This is a genomic window from Kitasatospora albolonga (assembly GCF_039535905.1).
Classification (GTDB): Bacteria; Actinomycetota; Actinomycetes; order Streptomycetales; family Streptomycetaceae; genus Kitasatospora; species Kitasatospora albolonga.
On sequence record NZ_BAAAYB010000001.1, the window covers coordinates 1 to 24,580 of the forward strand.

Here is a 24,580-nt window from a genome sequence, read left to right on the forward strand (position 1 = left end):
AGTGACGCGCCGGCGGTCTGGGAGCAGATCACCGCTCATCAAACGGCCATCGGCGACTACCTGCGGGTGATGGGCCTGGACGTCGTGGTCGACCTGGCGGAGGGCTACGCCTACACCCGCCAGCTCGACCAGGAGGCCCGCGACGACGGCGTCACGGTGCCGCGGCTGGTGACGCGCCACCGCCTGTCATTCGCCGTCAGCCTGATGCTGGTCCTCCTGCGCGGGCGCCTCGCGGAGAGCGACGCGACCTCGGGCGACACCCGGCTGCTGATGTCCCGCGACGACCTCGTCGAAATGGTCCGCGGGTTCCTGCCGCCGCGCAGCAACGAGGCCCAGCTGGTCGACCAGATCGACGGCCACATCAAGAAGCTGTGCGACCTGAAGGCACTGCGCCAGACCAAGCAGGCCGGCCTGTACGAGGTGCGCAGACACATCAAGGCCCTCGTCGACGCCCAGGTCGTCAACGACTTCAACGACCTGCTCTCCACCTACCGCGACACCATCACGCCCAAGGACGACAAGTGAGTACCACCACGCCGGTATCGGCCCTCATCCCGCGGCAGCCGGCTTTCGCCGCTGGCGCTCCCGCTGTCGGCCCGGGCTTCAGGCTGTCCCGCCTGGAGGTGCTCAACTGGGGCACCTTCCACCGCACCATCTGGGCCTTCGACGTCGACGGCCACAGCGCCCTGCTGACCGGCGGGGTGGGAACCGGCAAGTCCACGCTGGTCGACGCGATGACCACCCTGCTCCTGCCGGCCAGCAAGATCGCCTACAACAAAGCCGCCGGTGCCGAGGTGAAGGAGCGGAACTTGCGCTCGTACGTGCTCGGCTACCACAGGAGCGAGCGCGTCGAGGCGACGAACAGCACCCGCCCGGTCGGCCTTCGTGGTTCCTCCTCGCACAGCGTGATCCTGGGCGTGTTCACCAACTACACGCTCGGCATTCACATCACCCTCGCCCAGGTGTTCTGGGTACCCGATGCCAACACCGGCCAGCCCGACCGGTTCTACGTCACCGCCGACGAGCCGATGTCCATCGCCACGCACTTCACCGACTTCGGGACCGACATCAACGACCTGCGCCAGCGACTGCGGCGCGGCAAGGCGACGATCCACACCAGCTACCCGCCCTATGCGAAGGCTCTGCGGCGCGGCCTCGGCATCCCCAGTGACCAGGCACTGGACCTGTTCCACCAGACGGTGTCGATGAAGGCCGTCGGAAGCCTCGACGAGTTCGTCCGCGAGCGGATGCTCGAGCCGTTCAACGCCAAGGCCGAGGTCGACAAGATCGTCGCGCACTTCAACGCGCTGACCGCCAGCCACGACGAAGTCGTCCGGGCGAAGGCGATGATCGCCGCTCTCGGGCCGATCGTGGAAGCGTGCGACAGCTGCGACGGCATCCAGCGTGAGATCGACACGCTGCAGAGCCGCCGCGACATCCTCCCCGTCTTCTTCGCCCAGCACCGCGAGCGCATCCTGCGCCGGCGCGACAAGCAACTGCGTACCCGCATCCAGGAACTCGTCGAACACCAGCGGCGGCGCAAGGCCGAGCAGCAGCGACTGCGCGAGATGGCCGACACCCTGCAGCGCCGAATCGATGGCGCCGGTGGGGAGAAGCTGCTGCGCCTCGACGTCAGCATCGAAAACCTCGGCCGCGAGCGTGACCAGCGACGGCAGCGGGCCGCCACGTACGAGGGCTGGCTGGAGAAGGCCGGCCTGAAGCCGGTCACCGACGCCCTGTCCTTCCACGAGCGCTCCGAACAGATCACCGAAGCCCGCACCCGGGACGCCCAGCAGGATCAGCGAGCCCGCGAGGAACTCGACCGCCTTGCCGTGGAGCGCCACAACAACACCGAGGAATCGGGCGTGATCCGCCGCGAGATCACCAGCCTGCAGAACCAGCGCTCCAGCATCCCCTCCCACCTGCTCGACCTGCGGCACAGCCTCGCAGCAGCAGTGGGCATCTCGGCCGACGAGCTGCCGTTCGCGGGAGAGCTCATGCAGGTCCGCGACGACGAAGCCGCCTGGGCCGGCGCGGCCGAGCGCGTCCTGCGCGGATTCGCCCTGTCCCTCCTCGTGCCCGAAGCCCACTACACCCAGGTATCGGCCTGGGTGAACGGTCGGCATCTGGGACTGCGCCTGGTCTACTACAAGGTGCCCGCCCACACACCGGCCGTTGAACTGCCGCAGGACCGGGACCTGCTGCTGGGCAAACTCGAGATCAGGGACGACAGCTGGGGACGCGACTGGCTCGCCGCACAGCTGCGAAGCCGCGCCGACTACCTGTGCGCCGCCGACATGGACGCCTTCACCCGCTCCACCCGCCCGGCCGTGACACAGCAGGGCCTGATCAAGGGCGGCGGCGGCCGGCATGAGAAGAACGACACCTCCCGCATCGACGACCGCAGGTCCTGGGTACTCGGCTGGTCCAACCAGGCGAAACTGGACGCGCTGCTCGCGCAGGCGACCCAGCTGACCGAGCAGAGCGCGGCCATCACCAAGCGGACCAGGGAGATCGAAAAAGCCAACAAGGACAGGGCCGGCGAGGTCCAGGCCCTGACACTCCTCGCCAGCATCGGCTCCTACACCGAGATCGACTGGCAGGCGTCCGTCGCCGAGCTCGCGCAGGTCGAAGCACAGAAGAAGGCCCTCGTCGCCGAGGCCGGCCTCGACCAACTCACCGCCGACCTGAAGAAGACCGAAGACGAGTTCAGGCAGAGCAGCGACGCCGCCGACAAGGTGCTGGAGGAACTCGGCGGGGTCCGGCGCGACAGCGAGAAGATGCAGTCCCAGCTCACCGCGACCACCGCGTTCCTCGAACAGTCGGACCTCACAGCGGTGGCCGAGCACGACACGGCGCTCGCCGCCTTCCTGCCCGCCACCGGCCAGAGCGAGGACGACCTCGACCTGCTCCGGGTTGCCGAGGGACAGGCGGCCACGAAACTCAACCGCACGATCGAGCATCAGACACGGGCCCTGCAGAGCGCGACCAGCACCGCCACGCTGAAGATGGCGGCCTTCCGTACCGAATTCCCGCAGGACGCGACTGACCTGGACCACACCCTCGCCTCCGCGAAAAACTACCGCGCACTCCACAGCCGGCTCGTCAGCGACGACCTCCCGCGGTTCGAGACGCAGTTCCAGAACTACCTGCGCACCAACGTCATCCGCGATGTCGCCTCCTTCCAGGCCCGCCTGCACACTCAGGAGCAGGAGATCGGCGAGAGCATCGACGTCATCAACGAGTCGCTGGAAGAGATCGACTACAACCCCGGGCGCTACGTGCGCCTCAACGCCGCACCCACCGCCAACGTCGAGATCCGCGAATTCCGCCGCGACCTGCGCGAATGCACCACCGACACCCTGGCCACCGACACCGATGGCGCCTACACCGAGGAGAAGTTCCTGCAGGTGAAGCGCCTCCTCGACCGGTTCAAGGGCCGCACTGGCCAGAGCGAACGGGACGCCGAGTGGACCGCCCGCGTCACCGACGTCCGCCGCTGGTTCACCTTCTCCGCCAGCGAGCACCTGCGCTCCGACGGCACCGAGTACGAGATCCACTCGGACTCCAGCGGCAAGTCCGGCGGCCAGAAGGAGAAACTCGCCTACACCGTCCTGGCCGCCTCACTGGCCCACCAGTTCCACATCGACACCACGGCCAAGAAGGACAAGTCGTTCCGCTTCGTTGTCATCGACGAAGCATTCGGCCGCGGCGACGACGACGCCGCCCACTTCGGGCTCGGCCTCTTCCAGCGCCTCGGGCTCCAGCTCCTCGTCGTGACCCCACTGCAGAAGCTGCACGTCATCGAACCTCACGTCAACCGTGTCGGCTACGTCTACCAGCCGGACAAGGTCCACTCCCGCATGGCCACACTCACCATCGACGAATTCCGCGACCAGCAGCGAGCCGCCCGCCAGCCGCTCCCGCGCACCGAGGACCAGCTGTGACCCCGCCCAAGTGGACCAGCCCCGACCAAGTCGTCAAGGCCTTGCGCCGCAAGTGGACCGCCGGCCACCTCCTGGCAGCCGCCGCCCAGGGCCATCCGTTCGAACCCATCGGCCTGCCCCTCAAGGTCCCCGTCGCGGCCGACACCATCCGCCACTACGACCGGGCACGGGCATGGGCCGAGTCCTGGGCCGCCCGCCAGCACCCCCACCTGCGCATCCAGACCAAGACCATCGGGGGCCGCAACAACACCCCCACCAACACCATCCCCGACCGGGTCTGGGTCGATACCCGCGAGGCCCTCTGGGCGATCCTCGGTGTCGACGCCCAGGTCGACCTCTTTCACACCCTCCACGCCCGCACTGCACAGCAGGACACGCACCTCGCCCAGTGGATGAGCACCAACCCCATGAAGGCGCTCCAAGCCCACGCCCACTGGCAGCGGCTCGTCGACACCGTCCACTGGATCCGCACCCACGACACCGGCCCGATCTACCTCCGGCAGGTCGACGTCGCCGGCGTCGACACCAAGTTCATCGAGACCAACAAAGGCATCCTCGGCGAACTCCTCGACCACACCCTGCCCGCCGACCGCATCAACAGCGGCACCCCCAAGTCGGACTTCGCCCAGCGCTACGGCTTCCTCACTAAGCCGCCCTACATCCGCCTGCGCTACCTCGGCAACCACACCGGCCCCTTCAGCGAGATCACCGTCCGCGCCAACGAACTCACCACCCCACCCCCAGGCATCCACACCGTCTTCGTCCTCGAAAACGAGATCACCTACCTGTCCCTACCCGACGTCCCCGGCGCCATCGCCATCCTCGGCGCCGGCTACGCCGCCGCACTCCTGCGGTACCTGCCCTGGCTCGCCGACGTCGACCTGCGCTACTGGGGCGACATCGACACCCACGGCTTCGCCATCCTCAGCCACGTCCGCCGCCACTTCCCCCACACCCGCTCCTTCCTCATGGACCGCGACACCCTCCTCACCCACCGAGCACACTGGGGCGAAGAGAAGACCCAGACCGCCGAGGCGCCCGCCCACCTCACCCCGGACGAAGCCGCAGTGGACCGAGAACTACGCATCGGCACCCACGGGCCACACCTGCGCCTGGAGCAGGAACGCATCCCGATCCGAGCCGTCATCCAGGCGCTCGGAAGCGCCCCGTAGTCCCCGCCGAGCACGGCTCCTTCTCGCAGCCGACCAAGTCCCGTTCAGATCGCCGCCCGTTGTACGAGCACGGGCCGTCCGTCAGCGGTGCCTGCCCGCTCCGCTCTGACGGACGGGGCGGGACTTCCGATCGACGTGTGGACGGGCAGCAGGAGGGCCAGTGCGGCGGACGTGGCCATCCAGGTGAGGACTCCGAGAAGACCGGTGACCAAGGCCGGCAACCAGGTGCCGGCGAGGAGGCCGGTTGCGAGCGTGGCGTTCACCAGCCCGGCGCTGACCGCCATCTGGACTTCGGCCCGGTGCCGCGTAAATGCCCGCCCGAGCCCGCGCACGAGTGGTTTTTGGGCTACGAGCAGGATGGGACACATCACCCAGCTGAGGATCAGAACGGTCCACCAGGGCATGGGCGAGATGATCAGGAGGAGGCAGGAGACCACGGTCACGCCCATGGAGACGAAGAACCCGCCCGTACCGTCCTTGTTTTTTCTGTGGGTACGTCAAACTTCATTCCGAGGGCCAGCAGCAGAGCCGCGGCGATGGCAACGGGGACCGTCCAGCGCACCGACCAGGAGGCGAAGGCGACCAGTTGCAGTCCGATCAGCGTGGCTCCTGCCAGCGCGCTTCGTCCCACTGCGGCGTTTCTCGCCGTGCGGGGCTTCGTGAGCGCGGCTTCCGGCTCGGAATCCGTCGGTTTGGCGAGAGGTACGGGCTCTCGTTGAGCAGGCGTGGTGCTGGCCGGGGGTGCGTCGAGAACCGTCGGAGGGTGTGGCGTTGCGGGCTGTACCCACCAGGCGGTCCTGGTCGGGGCCGACGAGACGTCCGGGAGACCGATGAGGGGGCGGCGTAGGGCGTGGGCGCTGTGGGGGAGCGAGGGCAGCGCGTCGAGCGCCTCGATGACCTCGGCGGCATCTGCGGGCCGGTCGTTGGGCTCCTTCGCCAGCAGTTCTAGGACGAGTTCGTCGACCGCGGCAGGGATTGAGGCGCGGTGGCTGCTGGGGGCTTTGGGGGTGCGGGTCAGGTGCTGGTGGAGGACGGCCAGCGGCGCTCCGGTGAAGGGTGGTTGGCCGGTAAGGAGGGTGTGGAGCGGGCAGCCGACGGCGTAGAGGTCGGCAGAGGGGCCGATGTTTCGGTCGCCTCGGGCTTGTTCGGGTGCCATGTAGGCGGCCGTGCCGATGGCGTGACCGGTCCCGGTAAGGGCGAGGTCCTCGTACAGGTGCTTGGCGATCCCGAAGTCAAGGATCCTGACGGTACCGCCGGGCAGGAGCATGGCGTTCGCGGGCTTGATGTCCCGATGGACGAGGCCGACGCGGTGGGCGGCGGCCAGGCCGACGCAGACCTGCCGGGTCCAGTCGAGGGCGTCCGGCACGGGCGGCAGGGCACCTTGGGAGGTGACCTCTTCCAGGGACAGCCCTTCGAGGAGTTCCATGACGAGAAACGGTGCACGGCCGTGGTCAGGGCCGGTACGGCCGAAGTCGTGGATGGTCACGATGTGCGGGCTGCTGAGGTTGCCGGCGGCCCTGGCCTCTGCGGCGAACCGTTCGACGTTGGCGGAGGCGGGGTCGGCGCCCGTCAGCAGTTTCACTGCTACCGGGCGACCGACCCGTTCGTCGAAGGCGCGCCACACCTGGCCCATACCGCCGGCACCCAGGATCGAGTCCAGGCGGTACCGGTTGTCCAGCCTTGCTCCGTGCATCTCCACCCCGTCACGGCCTTGGAAGCGCGGTTGCTCTGGGTGCGCTCTACCAGTCGTGCACTCTATCGGGCCACGGCTCGGACAGCCGTGCTGTCCTCCCGTTGGCCGGGCGGTGAGCGGTCAGGTCATGCACCAGCCGGAGTCGCAGCTGCCGTCCTCCGTCTCCTCGGGCGGAGCTTCGCGCTGGGCAGGGATGGCCTCCGCGAGCGGCCTGCCGAAGCGGGTCAGGTAGACCGGGTCGCGGCCAAGGGCAGCACGTCGGCCGTTCACGGTCTTCTCGAGCGCTACCGCCTGGGCGAAGAGCTCTGGTTCTGCCTTTCTCTGTTGACGCCAGGCATCGACGGTGCGGAAGGGACAGAAGAAGCACGAGCTCTTCGGGGGCACGGGGAGGCCGGCGTCCTTGATGATCTGCTCGCAGTCGGAGCGCCGCAGTCGTAGGTCGAGCAACGGGTACTCGATCTGCTCGTGGGGTTCACTCCGGCGACGGTTCGCCCGGTGGATCTCGTCGAGTGAGATACCGATCCCCACCGTCGCCGGGGCCTCGGCGGTCGCCCCGTGCTGCCGGAGCCAGCGCCCGACCACCTTGATCTTGAAGTCCGCGGTACAGGACCTGCGGCCGGGGGCTCCGTTCGCCATCCGCACGGGGATGGGGATCGAACGGATGCCTGGCCGATTCAGTCGCTCCATGAGCGTCTCGGTACTGCCGTCGCGCCGCGTTCTCTGCAGCCGGTGCAGTTCGAGACCGGCGTCTGCGGCGAAGGGAGCGGCGATGTCGCGGATGTAGGCGAGGGTTGCCGGGTGCTCGCTGTCGTCCCCGACGTTGGCGAACAGGAAGGTGGTGTAGTCGATTTCGCGCTTGGCCGCGAGGACGAGGAGCGCGGTCGACTGGACCCCGCCACCGTAGGAGATCGCTCTCATGCGTCCACTTCCTGTCCACAGGGTGTGGATGTCGAACTTCGGATGTTGGTCGGCGCCGTGGTGGCGCAGTTGTCGCCTGGCATGAGGCCCCCTGGTGTGAGTCTGGATCCCAGTGTGAGAGATTCTATGGATAGAATGTCTCACATCAACTGTTTATTTCACTTGAGGGTGGGCGGATGCGAGCAGGTGGGAGCGAGGCAGCCGGTTGCCCGGACGCGAGTGTCTACCGCTTCGGCCGGATGACTGTGGTGTGTCCTTCGGCAAGCATCTCGGTGACGAAGGAGAGCGCTTCCTCGTGCTCGGTACTGGTGAAGCTCTGCGCTTCGGGTAGTGGCTTCTTGGGCCGCCTCGGCTCGGCCACGGCTCTGCGGCCCCGCGGCTTCTGGGCAAGACGCTCGCCGGCCTGCAGCCGTTCGATCTCTTCCATCACAAGACTGCGCCCGCGCTCGGTGGCGTCCGCGGTGATGGTGTCGAGTAGCCAGAGAGGGGATCGGGAAAGCTCCAGGTCGGCCTCGGCGATCCGCTTACGGTGCCGCCAGCGGGACACCGTCTGCTGGGTGGTGCCGAGAACCAGGGCTACTTCCTGGATGCCTGCGATGGTGGGCAGTAGCTCAGGGGTGTCGACGCGGTACCCGTGGGGGATCTTCCCCTTGTACTGCCGTAGGCGATCTTCGGTCACGTGCCGGCCGGCGTGGCCATCAAGCTCGAGGACGGTTCCGAGCAGCCAGTACGGGTTGCCCGAAGCGAGCAGATCCGGCTCACCGAGCGTGCCGTCAACGCGCCACTTGGCCGAGGTCTGGCGCTCGATGCCGAAGAGGTCGGCGATTTCGGCGTGCCCCAGAAGATACGGGACCCGTCTTGCTGCCATGTCCCGCGCCTTCTCCGCTGTACGCACCACGATCGAGCCCGGTTGCGGGCCCCCTCAAAATACCGCGCAGCTCGGTTCCGTGCTGGGCCCTCCCGCCGGGACCGGGCCCGCCGGGAGCCAGCGGCGCGGCCACTACCGCGCCGCCCGGCCCCCAGCAGGGACGCTATGCGAGTTCCTTGCCCTGACGGATCTCCCAGGGCCCGGTGGCCACGAAGTGGACGTCGTCGAAGTAGTGGAGCCAGGCCGCGATGGTCTCGACCGCGCGTTTGGCCTGCTCGGCCGACAGGTCTCCCTCGGCCAGCAGTTCCTCCTGGGCGTCGGCGAGGCTCATCCGCCCCGCTGCCGTCAGCGCGTGCAGCTCGGGCATCGCGCGGAGGCGAGCCAGCACTTCTGCGCCGAAGGCCTGCTCGTTGAGGCCGGGGCCGATATCGAGGTGCGCGAGGTCGCGAAGCACGCCGATGAGCACGTCGCTGCCGACGTGGCGGTGTCGCCCGTTGTAGACGCGGTAGAGCCGGTCCGGGTTCCGTGTCTCCGGCAGCCATCGTGCCGGCTGTTCGCCGTGGCCAGGCACCACGACAACTGGGCTGTCTTCGTCGTCCCGCATGAGGGAGGCTTGTTCGCGGATCTGTTCGGCCAGCTCGACCGTCCCGGGGACCGTGTTGGCTTCGAGAGCGGCCAGGACTCGCTGGACCTCTGGGTGGGCCGTGTCGGCTTCGACGAGGATCTCGATATTCGGTGCCGGCACACGGCCGGTGGCCTTGCCCGTGAGGTTGGCGGACCCGACGAGGCATCGGCCATCGGCCACGTACAGCTTCGCGTGTAGGTTGTGGCACAGGCGGATCGTGGCACGCCCGTCGTTCTGCGCCAGCTCGGCGATCTCCGGGTCGGAGACGCCGGCTGCCACCTCGGGAACGGACCAGCGGGTGACGCAGGTGATCTCGTCGACATCCGCGGGAACAGCGTCGAGCACCGCCTGGAAGACCTCCTTCTTGATGAAGGGTGCCACCAGGACGACGCGCTCGGTCGCGGTTGCGAGAAGCTGTTCGATCTGGCGCCAGACGTGGTCGAGCGTCACTCGTCGTCCTCGTCGTCGGCGTCGCTGGCACCGAGGAACTCGCTGGCGATGCGGCCCCAGTCCTGGCGCATCCGCTTCGCGCGCTCGCGAGGCTTCTCGGGCTGCTCGTCCTCGAACCGGGCCCAGGAGATCAGGATGAGCTTGAAGGCGTTGGCGGCAAGGGTCAGACGCTCGGCGAGTTCTTCGCGGCTCGCGCCGTCGATGTCTCCGTCGAGGACGGCGATCAGGTCGCTGTAGACCGGATGGTCCATGTTGAGGGCGACCTGGAGCATGCCGGGGATGTACTCGACGTTGAAGAAGGCCGGCGAATCAGGGTTGCGGCTGGTCAGGAGGCGGACGTGCTTGCCCTGCGACATCGTCTCCTCGATGATGCGCTGGGCGTCGGCCGGGCTGTAGCGGTGGGTCTCGACCAGGCTCTCGTACTGGAGCTGCTTGCTCTGCGCCTCCGTGGTTTCCTCTGCGAGCTGGTCGGTGAGGCTGGGCCGGGTCTCGGTGCGCCGCCGCTGGACCGCCACCTCGGCCTGGACCTCGGCGACCTCGTGTCGCTTGCGGCTTGTGCCGGTTCCCTGCGTCTGGTGGTCGAGTTCGCTGCGCAGCCTGCCGAGCAGCTTTTCGCGGATGTGGTACACGATCTCGATCAGCGGAAGGCGGCGGTCTCCTTCCTCGCGCAGCTCTTCGCGGTACTCCTCCCAAGTGAGTCCGGCGGCCTCCTCCCTCCACTTGAAGTGCGCGAGGCTGGAGAAGATCGTCGCGGACTGCTTGTTGTTGGTGACCCCGAAGATTTCGTCGAGCTCCGGCGGGAAGTCGATCTCTATGCCCCACCACCGCTCCACGGGGTCGGAGGGGCTGCACCAGCCGGTATCGAGGTCCAGCTCGCGCTCAGCCCGGATCAGTGAGATGCCGAGGTTCTTCCCAGCGTGCCTGCCCCAGGGGGTTTCACCCGGCTTGAGGCTCCGCTGGACGTCGGCTGGCCAAGGCTCTCCCTCAACGTCGGTGCGACGGGCAGCGTCCACGGCCAACGACGAACGCACGATGACCGGGTACTCCCGGCCGTTCACCGCTTGCACCATGAACCTCTCCACGCCGACCTCACCGGTGTTGCTGGCACCGAAGGCCCGGAACATCGGCTTCGTGTCGAATGGCGCCGGAGTGGAACTCGGTGACATCAGGTACATCGGGTCGTTGGGGCGGGTGTCACCGGCTCCGGGAAGCTGTGCCCAGCCGCGCACGGGGATGAGTTTGATCCGTTTGCCGTCGGCGATGAGACGGCGGTAGATCCGGCCGATCAGCTTCTCGGTGTTGGCGACGGTGGTCTGGGCGCCGCGCCACTGGACGCGCTCCAGCCCCGTCCACTGCACCAGGGTCCCGGAGCTGCCGAGCCCCTCCGACAGGGCCTGCCATTCATCGGGCACCGCGTCGAGCTTGGGCTCGGGAACTTCTTCGAGGCCCCGGGCGATCTCCGCGAGGTCCAGGTACGTGTGGAGGGCGTTCTGGGGGCCGTTGGTCCAGGACCAGACATCCACGCGGTTGCACTGCGAGATGCTCGAGTTGGGCAGGCCGACGCCGAAGCGGCCGATGCCCTTGCGCTGCTGGCGGGTGCCGGCGCCGAACCGCAGGGACTGCCGGAGGGTCTCGGGGTCCATGCCGTTCCCGTTGTCGAGGACGGCGATCTTCTCGACGCGGTACCGCCCGCGCTGACCGGTGTGCTCGTTGCCCTCGACGACGAACAATTCGACGAGGTCCGCCTCGGCTTCGAGACCGTTGTCGATGAGCTCGGCGATTGCATGAGCAGTGGACTTGTAGCCGCTGTCCTGCAGCGCCTTGACCGTCAGGTCAGAGGTGACGATCGAGTACTTGGATGTCATCGGGCCTTCCACACGTCCTCCCAGTTGGTGAATGCCTCCGCTACGTCGCCGAAGCCCGGCAGCGCGGGGTCGATCACGGTGACGATGTCGCAGGTTGGGGTACCGCCGGCTTTCGGGCCGCGGATGACCCGCCCGACCATCTGGCTGTAGAGGACCAGGGACCGGGTTGGGCGAGCGATGACGGCCGCGCTCGCCGCCGGCGCGTCGAAGCCGGTGGTCAGGACGCCGTAGTTGGAGAGGATCATCGGCCTGCTGCTTGGTCCCTTGAACCGGGCGATGGCCCGATCCCGGTGGCGCGGGGAGGACTCGGCCGTCACCTGGTCCGCGTCGAGGCCGAGCACGGACAAGATCGCCACCAGCAGGCGGCTGTGCTCGACGGACGCCGCGAACAGCAGAATCCGGCGGTGGTGCTGGCTGAGATCGAGCACAGTCCGTACTACCTGCAGGTTCCACTGCACGTTGCTGGCAAGCCTGGCCATGAGGGCGCCGGGGATGTCGAACGAGGCTGCGAGGGCCTGCTTGTCCCGGCTGCTAAGCGTGGTACCGGACGCGGCTGCCACGGTGCGGAAGTACGGGCGGGCGAGGTAGCCCTGCTCGATGAGGGCGGTGACGGGGTTGTCGTATCCGTCGATCTCCAGCATCACCTTTTGGCGTGCGAAGAACTCCGACAGCCTCTCGTCCTCGGTCACGTCGGCCCAGGTCCGGCCGGGGGTTGCCGTGAGGCCGAGCAGGCTGGAGTCGCTGCGCAGGGTAAGCGCGTCGAGGGTGCGGCGGTAGGTCGGCGCGATGGCCTGGTGGGCCTCGTCGAAGGTGGTGAGCGTGGTTTGCATGCCGAGGCGGTCGAGGAACGTCGGGTCGGTGCCCGCGGCAGCGGTGGCCTTGTCGAGACCGAGGATCACGATGCCGTCCTCGACGCCGTCGAGGTCCGCCGGCGCTTCCCCCCACATCCGCACCACGGACACGTCACGGTTGCCGAGGGCGGCCCAGGCGTTCTCGAACTCCACGGCCGCCTGCTCCAGCAGCTCGCGCCCCCGCGCCAGCCACACCACCACGGTCGGTTCGTGCCGCCGCAGGTGGTCACAGATGATGTTCATGCCGGTTCGGGTCTTCCCGACTCCGGTGGGCAGGTGCAGAACGACCCGCCGCTCCCCGGAGTACAGCAGCCGCTGAACCCTGCCGGCCGCGAGGCGCTGGTGGGGGAAGAGCCCGTACTGCGGCGTACTGTGGCCCCGGAACGTCGGGGGCGGCTCGGGTGCACGGTCGACGACGAGGCCCAGAAACCCGAGAAGTGTGCGGCGCTGGTCCGCGGACCAGGGCAGGGTCGCGAGGAAGTCGCCAGCCGCATCAGCAGGTGTGCAGCCGAGGCGGGCAGAGAGTTCGGCCCTCTTGCTGCCCGGGAGCAGCTGCAGGAACTCGGCGCGCCGGGCCGGGTCGCCGACGATCTGCTCCGGGGAGACCGCAGATGCGGCGACCTTCCGGAGTGCCGCTTCGGTGTCCTGCCTCTGATGCAGGAGGTCCAGGAGGTCGCAAGCCTGCTCGCCGAGGAGGCCGCGGATGTAGGGCAGGGGTGCGCCGCCTAGGACGGACTCGAACGCGATGCCGGGCGACCCCGTCATGCCCTGGCCAGGTCTGTGTGCATTCCGCCATCGCCGTACACCTGCGGTATTCCCCTCTGCCGGACCCGGCCACCTTGCGGTGTGACCTTCCCCTCGCTCCTCGGTTGGTGATCAAACCCTAGCTCTGTGTGCCGACACGCCGCTGCCGACCCCGGAAATCCGGCTGCTCGGCGACGCCGGCGTTTCTGACCGTGAGCGAACTTCCCTGTTGAGCAGCGGGATTAGGCCTCTGCCTGGCAGTGTCAGCGTGTGGGAACATTTGTTCGGCAGGCCGCCCGTGAACGGCATGGGACAGGGGAGGAAACAAAGCCTCCGCCCCGCCTGTCCTTCGATCCGGCTAGGATCGCGGGGTACTACTGGTGGAGGTTCTCGCACCGGACGAGAAGCCTCACCAGTCGATCGGCCAGAGCAGAGCGAAATGGGGTGGAACATGACATTCGAGTCGCCTGACGTGGCTCCGGTCTACCTCGACTACAACGCCACGGCCCCCGCGCGCCCCGAAGCTCTTGAAGCTGCCGTGGCCGCGATGCGCACGGTCGGCAACGCCTCGAGCACGCACCGATCCGGCCGGGACGCCGCCGACCGCGTCGACCTGGCGCGTCGTCAGGTCGCCGCGCTCCTGAACTGCTCTCCTGGGGAGATCATCTTTACTTCCGGCGCCACCGAGGCGAACAACCTCGCTCTGCGGGCAGCGTTTTCCGCGGGGGGCCGGCTGGTGACAAGCACGGTAGAACACCCGGCAGTCCTGGAGGCCTCGAAGGCTCTGACCTCCGATGCGCCCGGATCGCTCGTCGTCCTTCCCGTCAACACCGACGGCCTGGTGGATCCGGCCGCCCTCCACAAGGCGCTCGCCCACGGCGCGGTTGCCGTCGTATCGCTCATGGCAGCCAACAATGAGACGGGCGTGCTAACAGACCTCGAGCCGATCGTGGAAGCTGCCCACGAGGCCGGAGCTCTGGTTCACACCGACGCGACACAATTGGTCGGCCGACTGCCGATCGATCTCGCCGAGATCGATGTCGACCTACTGTCGCTGTCCGCGCACAAGTTCGGCGGCCCACAGGGAGTCGGTGCACTGTTCGTCCGCCGAGGCGCCCCCCTGCCCTACCGCCCGCTTCTGGTCGGGGGCGGGCAGGAGCGGGGTTGGCGGGCCGGCACCCTGAACGTGGCAGGCATCGCCGGCGCCGGGGCGGCTGCCGAAGCAGCCCGCCTCGCCTTGGGCGACGAAGCGAACCGCGTCACGCGGCTGCGTGACGCGCTGGAGGAGGCACTCGTTGAACAGATCAGCGACTGCCGGATCAACGGATCAACGGGACTACGCCTGCCCGGCGTGACCAGTATCACGTTCCGCGGGGCTCCGGCAGACGCGGTTCTCGCTTCAATGCCGGATGTGGCAGCTTCGGAAGGGAGCGCCTGCTCCTCCGGCGCGCCCAGCCCGAGCCACGTGCTCCTGGCCATGGGACGCAGCCGGGAAGAGGCAGACAGCACCATCCGGTTCTCCCTGGGGTACGCCACGACCACCCACGACGTCGAGCGAGCCGTGTCCTCCACGGTCCGAGCGGTCCAACAAGTCCGGGCCGCCCTAGCACCTGCGATATAGCTCACCTCACTCAAAGATCATCCAAGCCTGAACAGACCCGGAGAACACCTCGCATGTCAGACAGCCGGCTCGCGGAAGCCGCTCTCCCCTCCTTCTCGCGGCACGAGACGTTCGCGCCGCGCTTCGGGTGGCTCCATAAGGCCTACATGCAGGTGAAGGAGAACCCGGAGGTGTTCCTCGCAGAGGACGCCACGGTTCTTCTCGGTGTGGGTAAGAACATGGTCAATTCCATGCGCTACTGGTCACGGGCGTTCAAGCTGACACGAGAGCACTACGGCGAGGAAAGCAACTCCCGCGCATTCCTCTCGTACCCCACGTGGGAGGCACGCTGGCTTCTTGACGAGGACGGCGCCGACCCGTACCTCGAAGAACAGGGCAGCCTGTGGCTGCTGCACTGGTGGCTGCTGAGCTCCCGACCAGGTGCCAAGAGCTGGGTACCGTCCTGGTACGTCGCCTTCCAGCTCGCCCCGTTCGCGCGATTCTCCGAGAAGGACCTCATCGAGCTGATCGTGCGCCACGTGAACCTCTCTTACGAGGGCGCACCGGCGGAGGGGTCCATCAAGAAGGACGTCGAGTGCATCACCAAGATGTACGTCCCGGCGAAGCGCGCCAAGAGCGGCGCACCCGGCGCACTCGAGGACTTGCTGGCCTGTCAGTTCCGCGAGCTCGGGCTGATCGAGACCGTGGAACAACCAGTCTCGGGTCGCACGGAGTGGGAGTTCACCACCGGTACCCGCGTCACCCTGCCGGACCGGATCGTCGCCTACGCCTGCCTGGACTACGCCTCCACCACCACGCGCCAGGCCGGATCCATCTCCCTTGCCCGGCTCGCCAACGAGCCCGGCGCCCCCGGGCGAGCCTTCCGCATCCGCGAGCCCGACATCGCAGCGGCGCTGGAGCGAGTCGCGGCCACCGTGCCCGGCCTGCAGCTCGTCGAAGCTGTCGGCCAGCGCAGCCTCGTTTTCGCCTCCAACCCCTTCGAGCTCGCCTGGGACGTCCTGGACGCCCAGTACGACCACGTCCGCAAGCAGCCGGGCTTCCCCACCCGGGCAGAGTGGGCCCGCTCCTACCCCAAGCTCGCCGCCGCCGAGGCCCGGGAGCTCCGCAGCACCGTTGAGCAGCAGCTCCCCCTGATCGAGGAGACCTCCGAGTGACCACCGAGACCCCCTCGCGGCCCAAGACCGCCCGTAAGACCTCCGGTGGCACCGAGTTCCCGGCCGGCATCCAACTCGTCGGTTCCCGGATGCGCTCCACCAATGTGGAACGAGACGTCCTCGACGAGCTCTACTCGCCTTACGTGGGTACCCGGGCGCTCGACGTGCTCGACCGCCTGGCCAACTCCCTCGGTGACCTTCGCCGCCCCCGCTCGTGGTCGCTCACCGGTGCATACGGCTCGGGCAAGTCCACCCTCGTCAACCTCATCGACGCCCTCCTCGGTCACGACCTAGGGCGCCGGGCCGAAGCGCAGGAGGTTCTGGCCGGCACCAGTGCCGGGCTGGCCCATCGGATTGCGGCAGCCCGCGACGAGCTGGCACCGGCCGGTTTCCTCGGGGCCGTTGCCACCGCCCGCCGCGAACCGCTCGTTAACACCCTGTCCCGGGCCCTGCGCACCGCGGCCCAGCGTCGATGGCCGACCCGCATGCCCAAGTCGGTCTCCACAGCGCTGGCACGATGCGAAGACCCTACGGCCGCCGAGCCCGCGGACGTCATCGCCGCAGTGACCGCCCTGTGTGCGCAGCAGCCGCTGCTACTGGTCATCGACGAGTTCGGCAAGACCCTCGAACACCTCGCGGGACACAGCCAGTTCGCCACTGCCAAAGCGGACCTGTTCCTGTTGCAGGAGCTGGCCGAGAAGAGCGCCGGCCCCAAGGGCCTGCCGCTGTTCATGATGACCCTTCAGCACATGTCGTTTATGAACTATGCGGGACAGTCCAGCGAACTGCAGACCCGCGAATGGGCGAAGATCCAGGGCCGGTTCGAGGACATCACGTTCGCCCCGCACCTTGGCGACGCCGTGCAGCTGATGCGTCGCCGCCTCGATCAGTCCGAGGTGCCCGCGGCCGGCCAGAAGCTGATCTCGGCCTATGCCGAGGCGGCTGAGACTACCTGGCGTGATCACGGCCTCAACGACGTCGTCGTCCTCAAGGCACAGGACTTCGCGGACCTTTACCCCCTCCACCCCCTGACCGCTGCTGCGGCACCGTTCCTCGCATCGCAGATCGGCCAGCACGACCGCAGCCTGACCGGGTTCCTCAACAACGACGAGCCCAACACCGTCCGTCGCTCGCTGGCGATGCACTCCACCGACAAGCCTCGCCGTGCCAGCACGGTCAAGCTGCCACAGCTGTATGACTTCTTCCTCGACTCTGGTCGGACCTCGCTGCTCGCCTCGAGTAACGCCAGTAAGTGGATCGAGATCGAGTCGCGCGTCACCCAGGCCAACGGCCTGTCCGCCGCGGATCAGAATTTGCTGCGCACGGTGGGCATGCTCAACCTGATCGACGAGGACGGCGCCCTGCGGGCGACCGCGGCGATGGTCTACTACGCCCTGCACGAGCCCGGCGAGGCCGCTGATCCGAAGGCGTTCGCTGTCCTCGAAGAGCAGCTCAACAGCCTGGTAGCCCGTGGCTTCCTGGTCCATCGGCGCTTCAACGGCGAGTACCGGGCCTGGCGCGGAAGCGACGTCGACATCGACGGGCGCCTGAAGGAGACACTCAGCCACCTCGACGACACCGTGGTTGCCCAGCGCCTCGGCGACTACCTCCCCGTCGCAGTGGCCGCCGGCAGGCACAGCCAGGTCACGGGCATGCTCCGCGCCCTCTTCGTCCAGATCACCACAGCGCAGACCAAGCAGCTCAAGGGACCGGACGCACTCGCCGACCACGCCGACGGCCTCCTGGTCTTCCACCTCGGCGGGATCGAGGACAGGCCCGTCGTCGAGTCCTCCCAGCCCGTGGTCCTCGGCGTCACAGAGGAGCCCGACCTCGTCCTGCGGGCCGCCTTCAACCTCGTCGCGCTGGAGGAATTGCAGCGCGACAAGACCCTCGACTTCGTTGCCAGGCGAGAGATCAGCGAACGCACGTCCGGCGCGAAGCGCGAGTTGCTGGAACTTCTCAGCGCCGCCTTCTTCCCTCCCACACAGCGCGCGACCTGGCGGCTGTGGCGCTCCGGCATCGCCGCCGACGCCGAGGACGGAGAAGTGATCGAGGGTCGCAGCCTGAGTTCGCTCGCATCCACCGCCTGCGACCGGGTCTTCCCCCACACACCGCACATCCGCAACGAGATCATCGGCCGCCACGAGTTGACCAGCCAGGGCGCCAAGGGCCGCCGCGAGCTGCTGACCGCGATGCTGCAGAAGTCCGGCGAACCGCACCTGGGCATCGTCAAATTCCCGGCCGAACGATCGATGTACAGCGGTGCACTGGCCTACATGGGTCTGCACCGCGAGAACCCTGCCGCTGCCGACCAGGCATCGTCCTCGCTACTGCCCTACGGGTTCTCTCGCCCTGGCCCCGCTCACACCCATACCCACGAGGCGTGGAACGCCCTTGAGACGGCGCTGAGCGAGGCCCACGAGCGCACCAGCCTCGAGCGGATCTTCCGGGTCATCATGGTGCCGCCGTACGGCGTGAAGGCCGGCGTCGTTCCCCTGCTGGTCGTGACCGCCCTCATCCTGCGCAGCCACGACGTAGCTCTGTTCGAGGACGGCTCCTACCTGCCGCGGCTCACGCCTGACGTGGTCGAGCGCATGGTGAAGTCTCCCGGCCGCTTCTCCGTCAAGGCCACGCCCGTCGGTGAGGGGCTTCGGCACAGTGTCGTCAAGAACCTCTCGCTGGCGCTCAAGGTGGAGCCGCCCCGTTCCCAGGCCCTGCGCAACCCTGCGCTGCTCGCGGTGACCCGCGCGCTGCTGGAACGGGTCATGGTGCTCACTCCCTATGCCCGCCGCACGCAACGCCTTAGTAAGGACGCTCTCGCCGTCCGTTCTGCCCTATTCACGGCGCAGGATCCGGACGAGCTGCTCTTCCACGTGCTTCCCCAGGCGCTCGGCCTGGAGCCGATCACCTCCGAGCTCCGCAAGAGCACGGCGGGCAACAAGGGCTACGTCGACCGGCTCGCCGCCGCGGCCGACGAGATCGCCGGAGCCGACCGCGCTCTGCGCGCGGAAGCGGTCGAGACGATCAGCCGCGAGTTCCGCCTGCCGTCCTCGCTGCCCAAGCTGCGCAAGGCACTGGCGGCCCGGCTGAAGGGCTTTGCAGGTGTCTCGCTCAGCCTGGAGCTGCGCGGTTTCGTCGCCATAGCGCTCAATGAGTACCTGGCGGACGAGGACTGGCTGGACCCGATGATCGTCCGCTTGTCCCATGCCGCCCTCGGCGACTGGTCAGACAACGACGTCGCAGTCTTCGGCCGCCGGGTGCGAGAGATGGCCAGTGCCCTCGACCGCGTCAGCCACCTGTACAGAAGCGATGCTCCTGCAGACGGCGAAGAGGGGCTCGAAGCCCGCCTGCTCACCCTGACCGACAGGGACGGGGCGGAACAGCGCACCTTGATCTACCTGCCGAAGCAGGCCGAGCGGGAAGCCGAGAACCTGGCTGTCAGTGTCCTGGAGCAGGCTGAGAAGGCGCTCGGCCCTGACGGCGCTCGAATCCTGCTCGCCGCCCTGGCCCAGCGCGTCACCGACCCCGCCACCAGCGAACTTGAGAGGATGGAGTGACCATGACCGACACCGCTTCCGGAAAGAAGGTCCGGCACGTCATGGGCCTGTCCGGCGGTAAGGACTCCTCTGCCCTCGCCATCTACATGCGTGACCGCGTGCCGGAGATGGAGTACTTCTTCTGCGATACAGGTGCCGAGCTGCCGGAGACGTACGAGTACCTCAACAAGCTCGAGGCCGCCGTCGGCAAGCCGATCACCCGGCTGAATACCGACCGCGACTTCGACCACTGGCTCGAGGTCTACCAGGGCACCCTGCCCAGCCCCCAGATGCGCTGGTGCACCAAGAACTTGAAGATCAAGCCACTTGAGGACTGGATCGGCGACGACGAGGTCATCTCCTACGTCGCCATCCGCGCTGACGAGAATCGCCTCGGCTACGTCAGCACCAAGCCCAACATCACTGCGGTCTTCCCCTTCCGCGAGGACGGCATCGACCGGGCAGGTGTAAGCCGCATCCTTGACGAGGCTGGCACCGGCTTGCCGGCCTACTACGAGTGGCGTACTCGCTCCGGTTGCTACTTCTGCTTCTTTCAGCGCAAGCACGAGTGGCTCGGCCTCAAGGACCGCCACCCCGAACTCTTCGACAAGGCCGTCGCCTACGAGGAGAAGGTCCGCCACCAGAGCACCGCTATGCAAGGCCGCGACTACACCTGGTCCCAGGGTGAGTCCCTGCACGAGCTGATAGAGCGCCGCGAGGAGATCCAGGCCAATCACGAGGCCAACCTCGCCCGAGCCGCGAAGCGGATCAAGCCCAACAGGCCACTGCTCGAGGTCCTCTCCGACGCCCTCGACGCCGACGACGACGAGGCCGGCTGCTCGGTCTGCCACCTCTAAACATGTGAAATGCACCCAAAGTGCCTGGCGGATGACAAAAAGTCACCTGCCGGGCACTTTTGCGCCTCCTTGCTCCAGCTGTCGGTGCTGCGTGTAAGGATGTATGCGCCCATCACACACCGTCACTCAGTCGGAGCAACCAGGAATGGCGACACCGGATACCATCGCGCGCGCGGTCAACCGCCACCGCCTGGGCGCCAGTCCCGCTCTCGAGATTCAGCTTGGCATCACACCGATGCTGGACGTGCCGGCACATCAAGTCCTTCAGGACGACCTGAAGCGTCTCGCCTCCCCATGGGAACGGCTCAAGGCCACGGAAGGGATCGTCGACGCGATACCGGACCAGCCGGGCCTCTACATGTTCGTCTGGTCACCATCGATCAAGCTGTCGATGGCGGACCGGACCGCAGCCAGCTTCCACCAAGTCCTCTACATCGGACACGCCGGCGGTGCCGGTCAGATGGGCAACACGCTGAGGAACAGGTACCGGGACTACCGAAAGCACCTGCGCGGCAATCCCGAGAATCTCTGGACCCGGGAGCCGCCCACCAACCGGCACGACCGCCTCACCCACTACCTCGCCCTGCGCCCCCTGGAGTACTGGTTCGCGACCATCGACGACCGGTCGATGATCAAGAATCTGGAGGAACGCCTGCTCCACCTGTACAACCCGCCGATCAACATTCAAGGCGGCCCCCTGCTACGTGGTCGACTCAGCCCCACACCCAAGCCGGCTTTCCGCTCCTAGCCCCGCATCGCTCCTGACAACGAGGTACTTCATGACGTCCAAGACGTTCGTCCCGGCCTTCAAAGCCACCGTGGGCAACTGGACCTACTACTCCTGCCTGATGAGCTACGCCCAGGTGGCGCGGGAGGTCAACTTCGCGCACGAGCTCGGCGGCAACCGGGACCTTGGGACCATGATCCAGCGCGGGGTCGGTGCCCGCACCGCGGAGATCACCGAGTACCTGCTCACCAACGAGAACCGCTTCCTCGGCGCCCTCATCATCGCGGTGTGGGGAGGGGACCCCAACTACCACACCGTCACGATGGACACGGAAAGCCAGGCTGTCCTTCAGGGACTTGACCGCAACTTCGGCGTCCTGACCTTCGACGGCACCCAGCAGTTCTTCGCCCTTGACGGGCAGCACCGGCTCAAGGCCATCAAGGACGCGATCAAGCAGAACCCGGCCCTGGGCAGCGAGGATATCAACGTCATCGTCGTTCCCCACTTCGACACCGACGACGGACGCCGGCGCACCCGGCGGCTCTTCACCAACATCAACCGGAACGCCAAGAGCACCAACCTGCAGGAGAACATCGCACTCGACGAGGACGACAGCTTCGCCATCCTCACCAGGCGTCTGCTCGACGAGGACGACTTCCTGAAGCGCGAGAAGGTCGTGCTCGTGTTCAGCAAGGTCGGCCAGGACGGTGAGCTCGTCCTCGCCCAGCGCTCCGTCAGCGCATCAAGTCCCGCCTGGACCACGATCGGTGTGCTCTACGACATCGTCAAGGAAATCGGCTATGACCTCCCCTGCGCCAACGAGCAGACCAAGCAGCGGGTAACCGACGAGGTCCTCGACGACAGCTTCAAGGTTCTCAGCGTCCGCTTGCAGGAGCTCCTCGAAGCGTGCGGGAACATGCAGCAGCGTTACCTGGCCGCGGTGTCACCGAAGGATCTGAGGGCGCCCAAGGGGCGCGACGGCGCGGGGCACCCGTTCATGCGGCCGGCGATCCAGGCCCAGGTGGCGAAGGCCGTGCATCACGTACTTGAGCAGGGCGCCCTGGAATGGCAGGAGGTGATGAAGAGGCTGTCCGCACTCGACTGGAAGATGACCTCGGCACCGTTCTCCTCCATGTGGATCGAGACCCCCGAGGGGAAGACCAAGGGCAAGATGGCCAGCGGAAACTCCCAGCTGTTCTACGACCTCCTGTTGGTGCACATCGCCCCCCGCTCCAAGGCGCAGATCACCAGGGCACTCCGCGCCTACCACGACGTCATGAAGAGCAAGTACCCGGTATCGGCTGAGGAATTGTTCTCGCTCCTGCCGGTCGACGCTGATTGATGGCTCCCGGATAGACGTTCCCGGCGCCCACTGGGTATCCAGGGCACCGGACCTGGAGCCTTCCGGTCGACGGAACAGGGGCTTGACCGTCCCGGGTGGACGGTCAAGCCCCTGTTCCGTCGACCGGGGCAGTCCCGGCCGGGAGCGAGTCGGCTGGTGCCGCTGCCGCGCCGGCCGCGACCGTCGGCGCCTTGGCGAACCTCAAGGCTGCGGAGGCACCGAAAATCTCAGGCTATTCGTCGATGGCGTCGTCGGGTGCCGCGGGCGGCGGCGGCGGCGGGAAGAAATCCTCGAGGCAGTCCTGGAGAAGGAGGACTTGGACCTCATACCCGGACTGAGTGTCCCTGAGGACCCTCTTCACATGAGGGAACACGCGCTCGGGGTACCGATCCTGCATGTCCGAGTCCGCCAGGTCCAGGAACTGGAACTGGGGAGAAGTGGATGTGCCTTCCTCGTAGGCGATGATGAGATCGATATCTCTGGGGTTCTTGTCCTCGCGATCGAAATCCTGTGTGACAGCCCCGGCGCGGATTTTGAACTCAACTACGCGCAGAGCGGATTCGATGAGATTGTCGAAGACCTGTTCCGAATCGCCGAGACGCTTGATTACTGCCCGGGCGTCGTACCGGTCGCGCTGTGAGAGGCCGTACCACTGGAACTGGGGGAACCTTCCCTGGCCCGCCAGTTCGAAGAAGAGGGCGATCACGTCGTTCTCGTCGGCGGGCACCTTCTTGATTGTCAGCTCCGGTCGCTTCAGATCCTTCCTCGACCAGAAGGCGGCCGACCGTTCATCGTCCTGGAACGGGTCGGCCTTTCCGACGAAGCGGGAAGCGGCGTTCTGAATCGTTGACCGGTACGCCTCATTGACGAAATTCTTCAGCAGGCCGACCAGTCGCATGTTCTTGAGGTGCGTCTTGCCGTAGTTGAGCTCCGCGTCGACATCGACGACGATATCGAAGCAGCGGACGTACTGCTGGTTTCGCCCCTTGGTCAGATCGGGGGAGTGCCGGGTCACTACGCCGTTGGCGCTGAACACGCGCTGACTTCCACCGGGGAGGTAACGCTCGAAATGGGGAATCCTGGCTACCGTGAGGCGGATCACGTTAATCTTCGGGAAAAGCAGTCGCCGAAACGAGTCGATTTCGTCGGGGAGCTTCCCACGGGCGTTCATCAGGAGGGCTTCGAAATCCTCCACGGTGCGATACTCGGTGACGTTGAAGCCGTTTTGTACCTTGAATAGGTCCACGCCGCCGGCGCCGAGGTTCTGGGCGTACGGAGCAGGCTTCGGAGGCTTTGCCCAGGACACCGTTTCCGCCATGTCCAGGTATCCGACCGGTACATGGAAGGAGAAGTTGTCCTTGCCGTCAAAGAGCTCGCCGATCGTGTTGCCGAGAGTGGCGACCGGACTGGCGCACTTTACCGTGATGGTGACTACGGTGTCCCGCAGGGTGTTGGGGAGCTCTGTCATGCCCAGGTAGGAGAACCGCTTCAGGTCGCAGGCCAGAAGGGCGGCGAACCGCGTGGGATACCTCCCGCTCTGTACGGCGTTCGTCAGTGTCTGAACGAATTCGGACCGCAGCCCCCTGGGCAGGGCTTCGGTTTCGATCTCTTGGAGGTAGCTTTCGAGGACCCTGGAATCCTGGGCGAAGCGATAGCTTATTTCCGTCCCGATGGCGTCCAGTGGGGCCGAGTCCGGCTCGAATGTCCTGGGCATCGTGAGGTTCGGGCGGGCTTCTGGTGGGCTGTCGAAAGAGCTTGCACCGTTCACCGAGAACTTGAAGGCGCCCTGGGCCGTCCTGGATCGGAGAGTGAAGGCCTCTGAGCTGAAAAGAACGACCTTCAGCCCGACGCCTACCTGCCCGGCCAGCTTCCTTCCCGCCTTCTTGCCGCCGCCCAGGAAGAGCAGTTTTGGTTCGTTTGGGAACCCGTCAGCGTCGTCCCTGATCGTCACCTCCCGACTGTCAAAGTCGATCGCGAGATCAATTTTGTGCTTGCCTCCGGCTGTTTCGCGAACCGCGTCGAGGGCGTTCTGCAGGACCTCGCCGACGAAGACGTGCTGGGGGAGGTAGGCGTCGATCGTTTGCCTGAGCTGGTGGATGTAATTCTCTGAGAGAGACTCTGGGCTCAGGAGGTCGTACGTGTCTGTCACCGGGATCCTCTGTTGCTTGTTCAGAGATTGAGAATGGGTGGCCTGGCCACTTGGGTCCGGC

Annotated in this window: 17 protein-coding genes; 9 read left to right on the forward strand and 8 right to left on the reverse strand. The window is 66.9% G+C overall.

The features are described 5' to 3' along the window. The 3 genes from ABD946_RS00005 to ABD946_RS00015 form a co-directional block, all read left to right on the forward strand. Positions 1-525 (forward strand): DUF4194 domain-containing protein (locus tag ABD946_RS00005; protein ID WP_345278724.1); only part of this gene is annotated, 525 nt, incomplete at its 5' end. After that, the gene (locus tag ABD946_RS00010) at positions 522-3,947 is read left to right on the forward strand and encodes an ATP-binding protein (protein WP_345278726.1); all 3,426 of its coding nucleotides are present in this window, start codon (positions 522-524) and stop codon (positions 3,945-3,947) included. The genes ABD946_RS00005 and ABD946_RS00010, both read left to right, overlap by 4 nt. Then, positions 3,944-5,119: a Wadjet anti-phage system protein JetD domain-containing protein gene (locus ABD946_RS00015; protein WP_345278728.1), complete on the forward strand. Its 1,176-nt coding sequence runs from the start codon at positions 3,944-3,946 to the stop codon at positions 5,117-5,119. Before ABD946_RS00010 ends, ABD946_RS00015 begins: the two co-directional genes overlap by 4 nt. 44 nt (positions 5,120-5,163) lie before the next feature. Here ABD946_RS00015 and ABD946_RS00020 read toward each other — a convergent pair whose 3' ends face one another. The 7 genes from ABD946_RS00020 to ABD946_RS00050 all read right to left on the reverse strand — a co-directional run bounded on the left by ABD946_RS00020 (position 5,164) and on the right by ABD946_RS00050 (position 13,154). Continuing rightward, positions 5,164-5,568: a hypothetical protein gene (locus tag ABD946_RS00020; protein ID WP_345278730.1), complete on the reverse strand. Its 405-nt coding sequence runs from the start codon at positions 5,566-5,568 to the stop codon at positions 5,164-5,166. Continuing rightward, positions 5,559-6,812, reverse strand: a complete 1,254-nt coding sequence (locus ABD946_RS00025; RefSeq protein WP_345278760.1) for a serine/threonine-protein kinase — start codon at positions 6,810-6,812, stop codon at positions 5,559-5,561. The genes ABD946_RS00020 and ABD946_RS00025 overlap by 10 nt, the downstream gene beginning before the upstream one ends. Before the next feature lie 120 nt (positions 6,813-6,932). Further along, on the reverse strand, positions 6,933-7,730 hold the full coding sequence (locus tag ABD946_RS00030; RefSeq protein ID WP_345278732.1) for a phosphoadenosine phosphosulfate reductase: 798 nt from the start codon (positions 7,728-7,730) through the stop codon (positions 6,933-6,935). 223 nt (positions 7,731-7,953) lie between these two features. Continuing rightward, positions 7,954-8,598, reverse strand: a complete 645-nt coding sequence (locus tag ABD946_RS00035) for a hypothetical protein (protein ID WP_345278734.1) — start codon at positions 8,596-8,598, stop codon at positions 7,954-7,956. A gap of 163 nt (positions 8,599-8,761) precedes the next feature. Beyond that, entirely contained in the window at positions 8,762-9,673 is a 912-nt protein-coding gene (locus ABD946_RS00040) for a phospholipase D family protein (RefSeq protein WP_345278736.1), read from the reverse strand. After that, on the reverse strand, positions 9,670-11,538 hold the full coding sequence (locus ABD946_RS00045; protein WP_345278737.1) for an ATP-binding protein: 1,869 nt from the start codon (positions 11,536-11,538) through the stop codon (positions 9,670-9,672). Before ABD946_RS00045 ends, ABD946_RS00040 begins: the two co-directional genes overlap by 4 nt. Beyond that, on the reverse strand, positions 11,535-13,154 hold the full coding sequence (locus ABD946_RS00050) for a DEAD/DEAH box helicase (protein ID WP_345278738.1): 1,620 nt from the start codon (positions 13,152-13,154) through the stop codon (positions 11,535-11,537). Before ABD946_RS00050 ends, ABD946_RS00045 begins: the two co-directional genes overlap by 4 nt. A gap of 430 nt (positions 13,155-13,584) precedes the next feature. Between ABD946_RS00050 and ABD946_RS00055 the strand changes: the two genes are divergently transcribed. The 6 genes from ABD946_RS00055 (at position 13,585) to ABD946_RS00080 (ending at position 22,370) form a co-directional block, all read left to right on the forward strand. Beyond that, on the forward strand, positions 13,585-14,754 hold the full coding sequence (locus ABD946_RS00055; RefSeq protein ID WP_345278739.1) for a cysteine desulfurase family protein: 1,170 nt from the start codon (positions 13,585-13,587) through the stop codon (positions 14,752-14,754). 53 nt (positions 14,755-14,807) lie between these two features. After that, the gene (locus tag ABD946_RS00060; protein ID WP_345278740.1) at positions 14,808-15,908 is read left to right on the forward strand and encodes a DUF4007 family protein; all 1,101 of its coding nucleotides are present in this window, start codon (positions 14,808-14,810) and stop codon (positions 15,906-15,908) included. Then, positions 15,905-19,465: a P-loop NTPase family protein gene (locus ABD946_RS00065; protein WP_345278742.1), complete on the forward strand. Its 3,561-nt coding sequence runs from the start codon at positions 15,905-15,907 to the stop codon at positions 19,463-19,465. The genes ABD946_RS00060 and ABD946_RS00065 overlap by 4 nt, the downstream gene beginning before the upstream one ends. Before the next feature lie 2 nt (positions 19,466-19,467). After that, complete coding sequence (locus tag ABD946_RS00070; protein ID WP_345278744.1) at positions 19,468-20,301, forward strand: phosphoadenosine phosphosulfate reductase domain-containing protein; 834 nt, start codon at positions 19,468-19,470, stop codon at positions 20,299-20,301. A 145-nt stretch (positions 20,302-20,446) separates the two neighbouring features. Next, on the forward strand, positions 20,447-21,049 hold the full coding sequence (locus ABD946_RS00075) for a hypothetical protein (RefSeq protein WP_345278746.1): 603 nt from the start codon (positions 20,447-20,449) through the stop codon (positions 21,047-21,049). Positions 21,050-21,080: 31 nt separating this feature from the next. Beyond that, positions 21,081-22,370: a DNA sulfur modification protein DndB gene (locus tag ABD946_RS00080; RefSeq protein WP_345278748.1), complete on the forward strand. Its 1,290-nt coding sequence runs from the start codon at positions 21,081-21,083 to the stop codon at positions 22,368-22,370. Between the two features lie 232 nt (positions 22,371-22,602). Here the strand turns inward: ABD946_RS00080 and ABD946_RS00085 are convergent, their stop codons facing one another. Beyond that, on the reverse strand, positions 22,603-24,519 hold the full coding sequence (locus ABD946_RS00085) for an ATP-binding protein (protein ID WP_345278750.1): 1,917 nt from the start codon (positions 24,517-24,519) through the stop codon (positions 22,603-22,605). Positions 24,520-24,580: the final 61 nt, after the last annotated feature.

Bases quoted from the DNA above. Each gene is read 5' to 3' on its own strand.
- ABD946_RS00020 (WP_345278730.1), bottom strand. From the start codon at position 5,568: ATGGGCGTGACCGTGGTCTCCTGCCTCCTCCTGATCATCTCGCCCATG.
- ABD946_RS00030 (WP_345278732.1), bottom strand. From the start codon at position 7,730: ATGAGAGCGATCTCCTACGGTGGCGGGGTCCAGTCGACCGCGCTCCTC.
- ABD946_RS00055 (WP_345278739.1), top strand. From the start codon at position 13,585: ATGACATTCGAGTCGCCTGACGTGGCTCCGGTCTACCTCGACTACAAC.
- ABD946_RS00045 (WP_345278737.1), bottom strand. From the start codon at position 11,538: ATGACATCCAAGTACTCGATCGTCACCTCTGACCTGACGGTCAAGGCG.
- ABD946_RS00035 (WP_345278734.1), bottom strand. From the start codon at position 8,598: ATGGCAGCAAGACGGGTCCCGTATCTTCTGGGGCACGCCGAAATCGCC.
- ABD946_RS00050 (WP_345278738.1), bottom strand. From the start codon at position 13,154: ATGACGGGGTCGCCCGGCATCGCGTTCGAGTCCGTCCTAGGCGGCGCA.
- ABD946_RS00025 (WP_345278760.1), bottom strand. From the start codon at position 6,812: ATGCACGGAGCAAGGCTGGACAACCGGTACCGCCTGGACTCGATCCTG.
- ABD946_RS00060 (WP_345278740.1), top strand. From the start codon at position 14,808: ATGTCAGACAGCCGGCTCGCGGAAGCCGCTCTCCCCTCCTTCTCGCGG.
- ABD946_RS00070 (WP_345278744.1), top strand. From the start codon at position 19,468: ATGACCGACACCGCTTCCGGAAAGAAGGTCCGGCACGTCATGGGCCTG.
- ABD946_RS00080 (WP_345278748.1), top strand. From the start codon at position 21,081: ATGACGTCCAAGACGTTCGTCCCGGCCTTCAAAGCCACCGTGGGCAAC.
- ABD946_RS00075 (WP_345278746.1), top strand. From the start codon at position 20,447: ATGGCGACACCGGATACCATCGCGCGCGCGGTCAACCGCCACCGCCTG.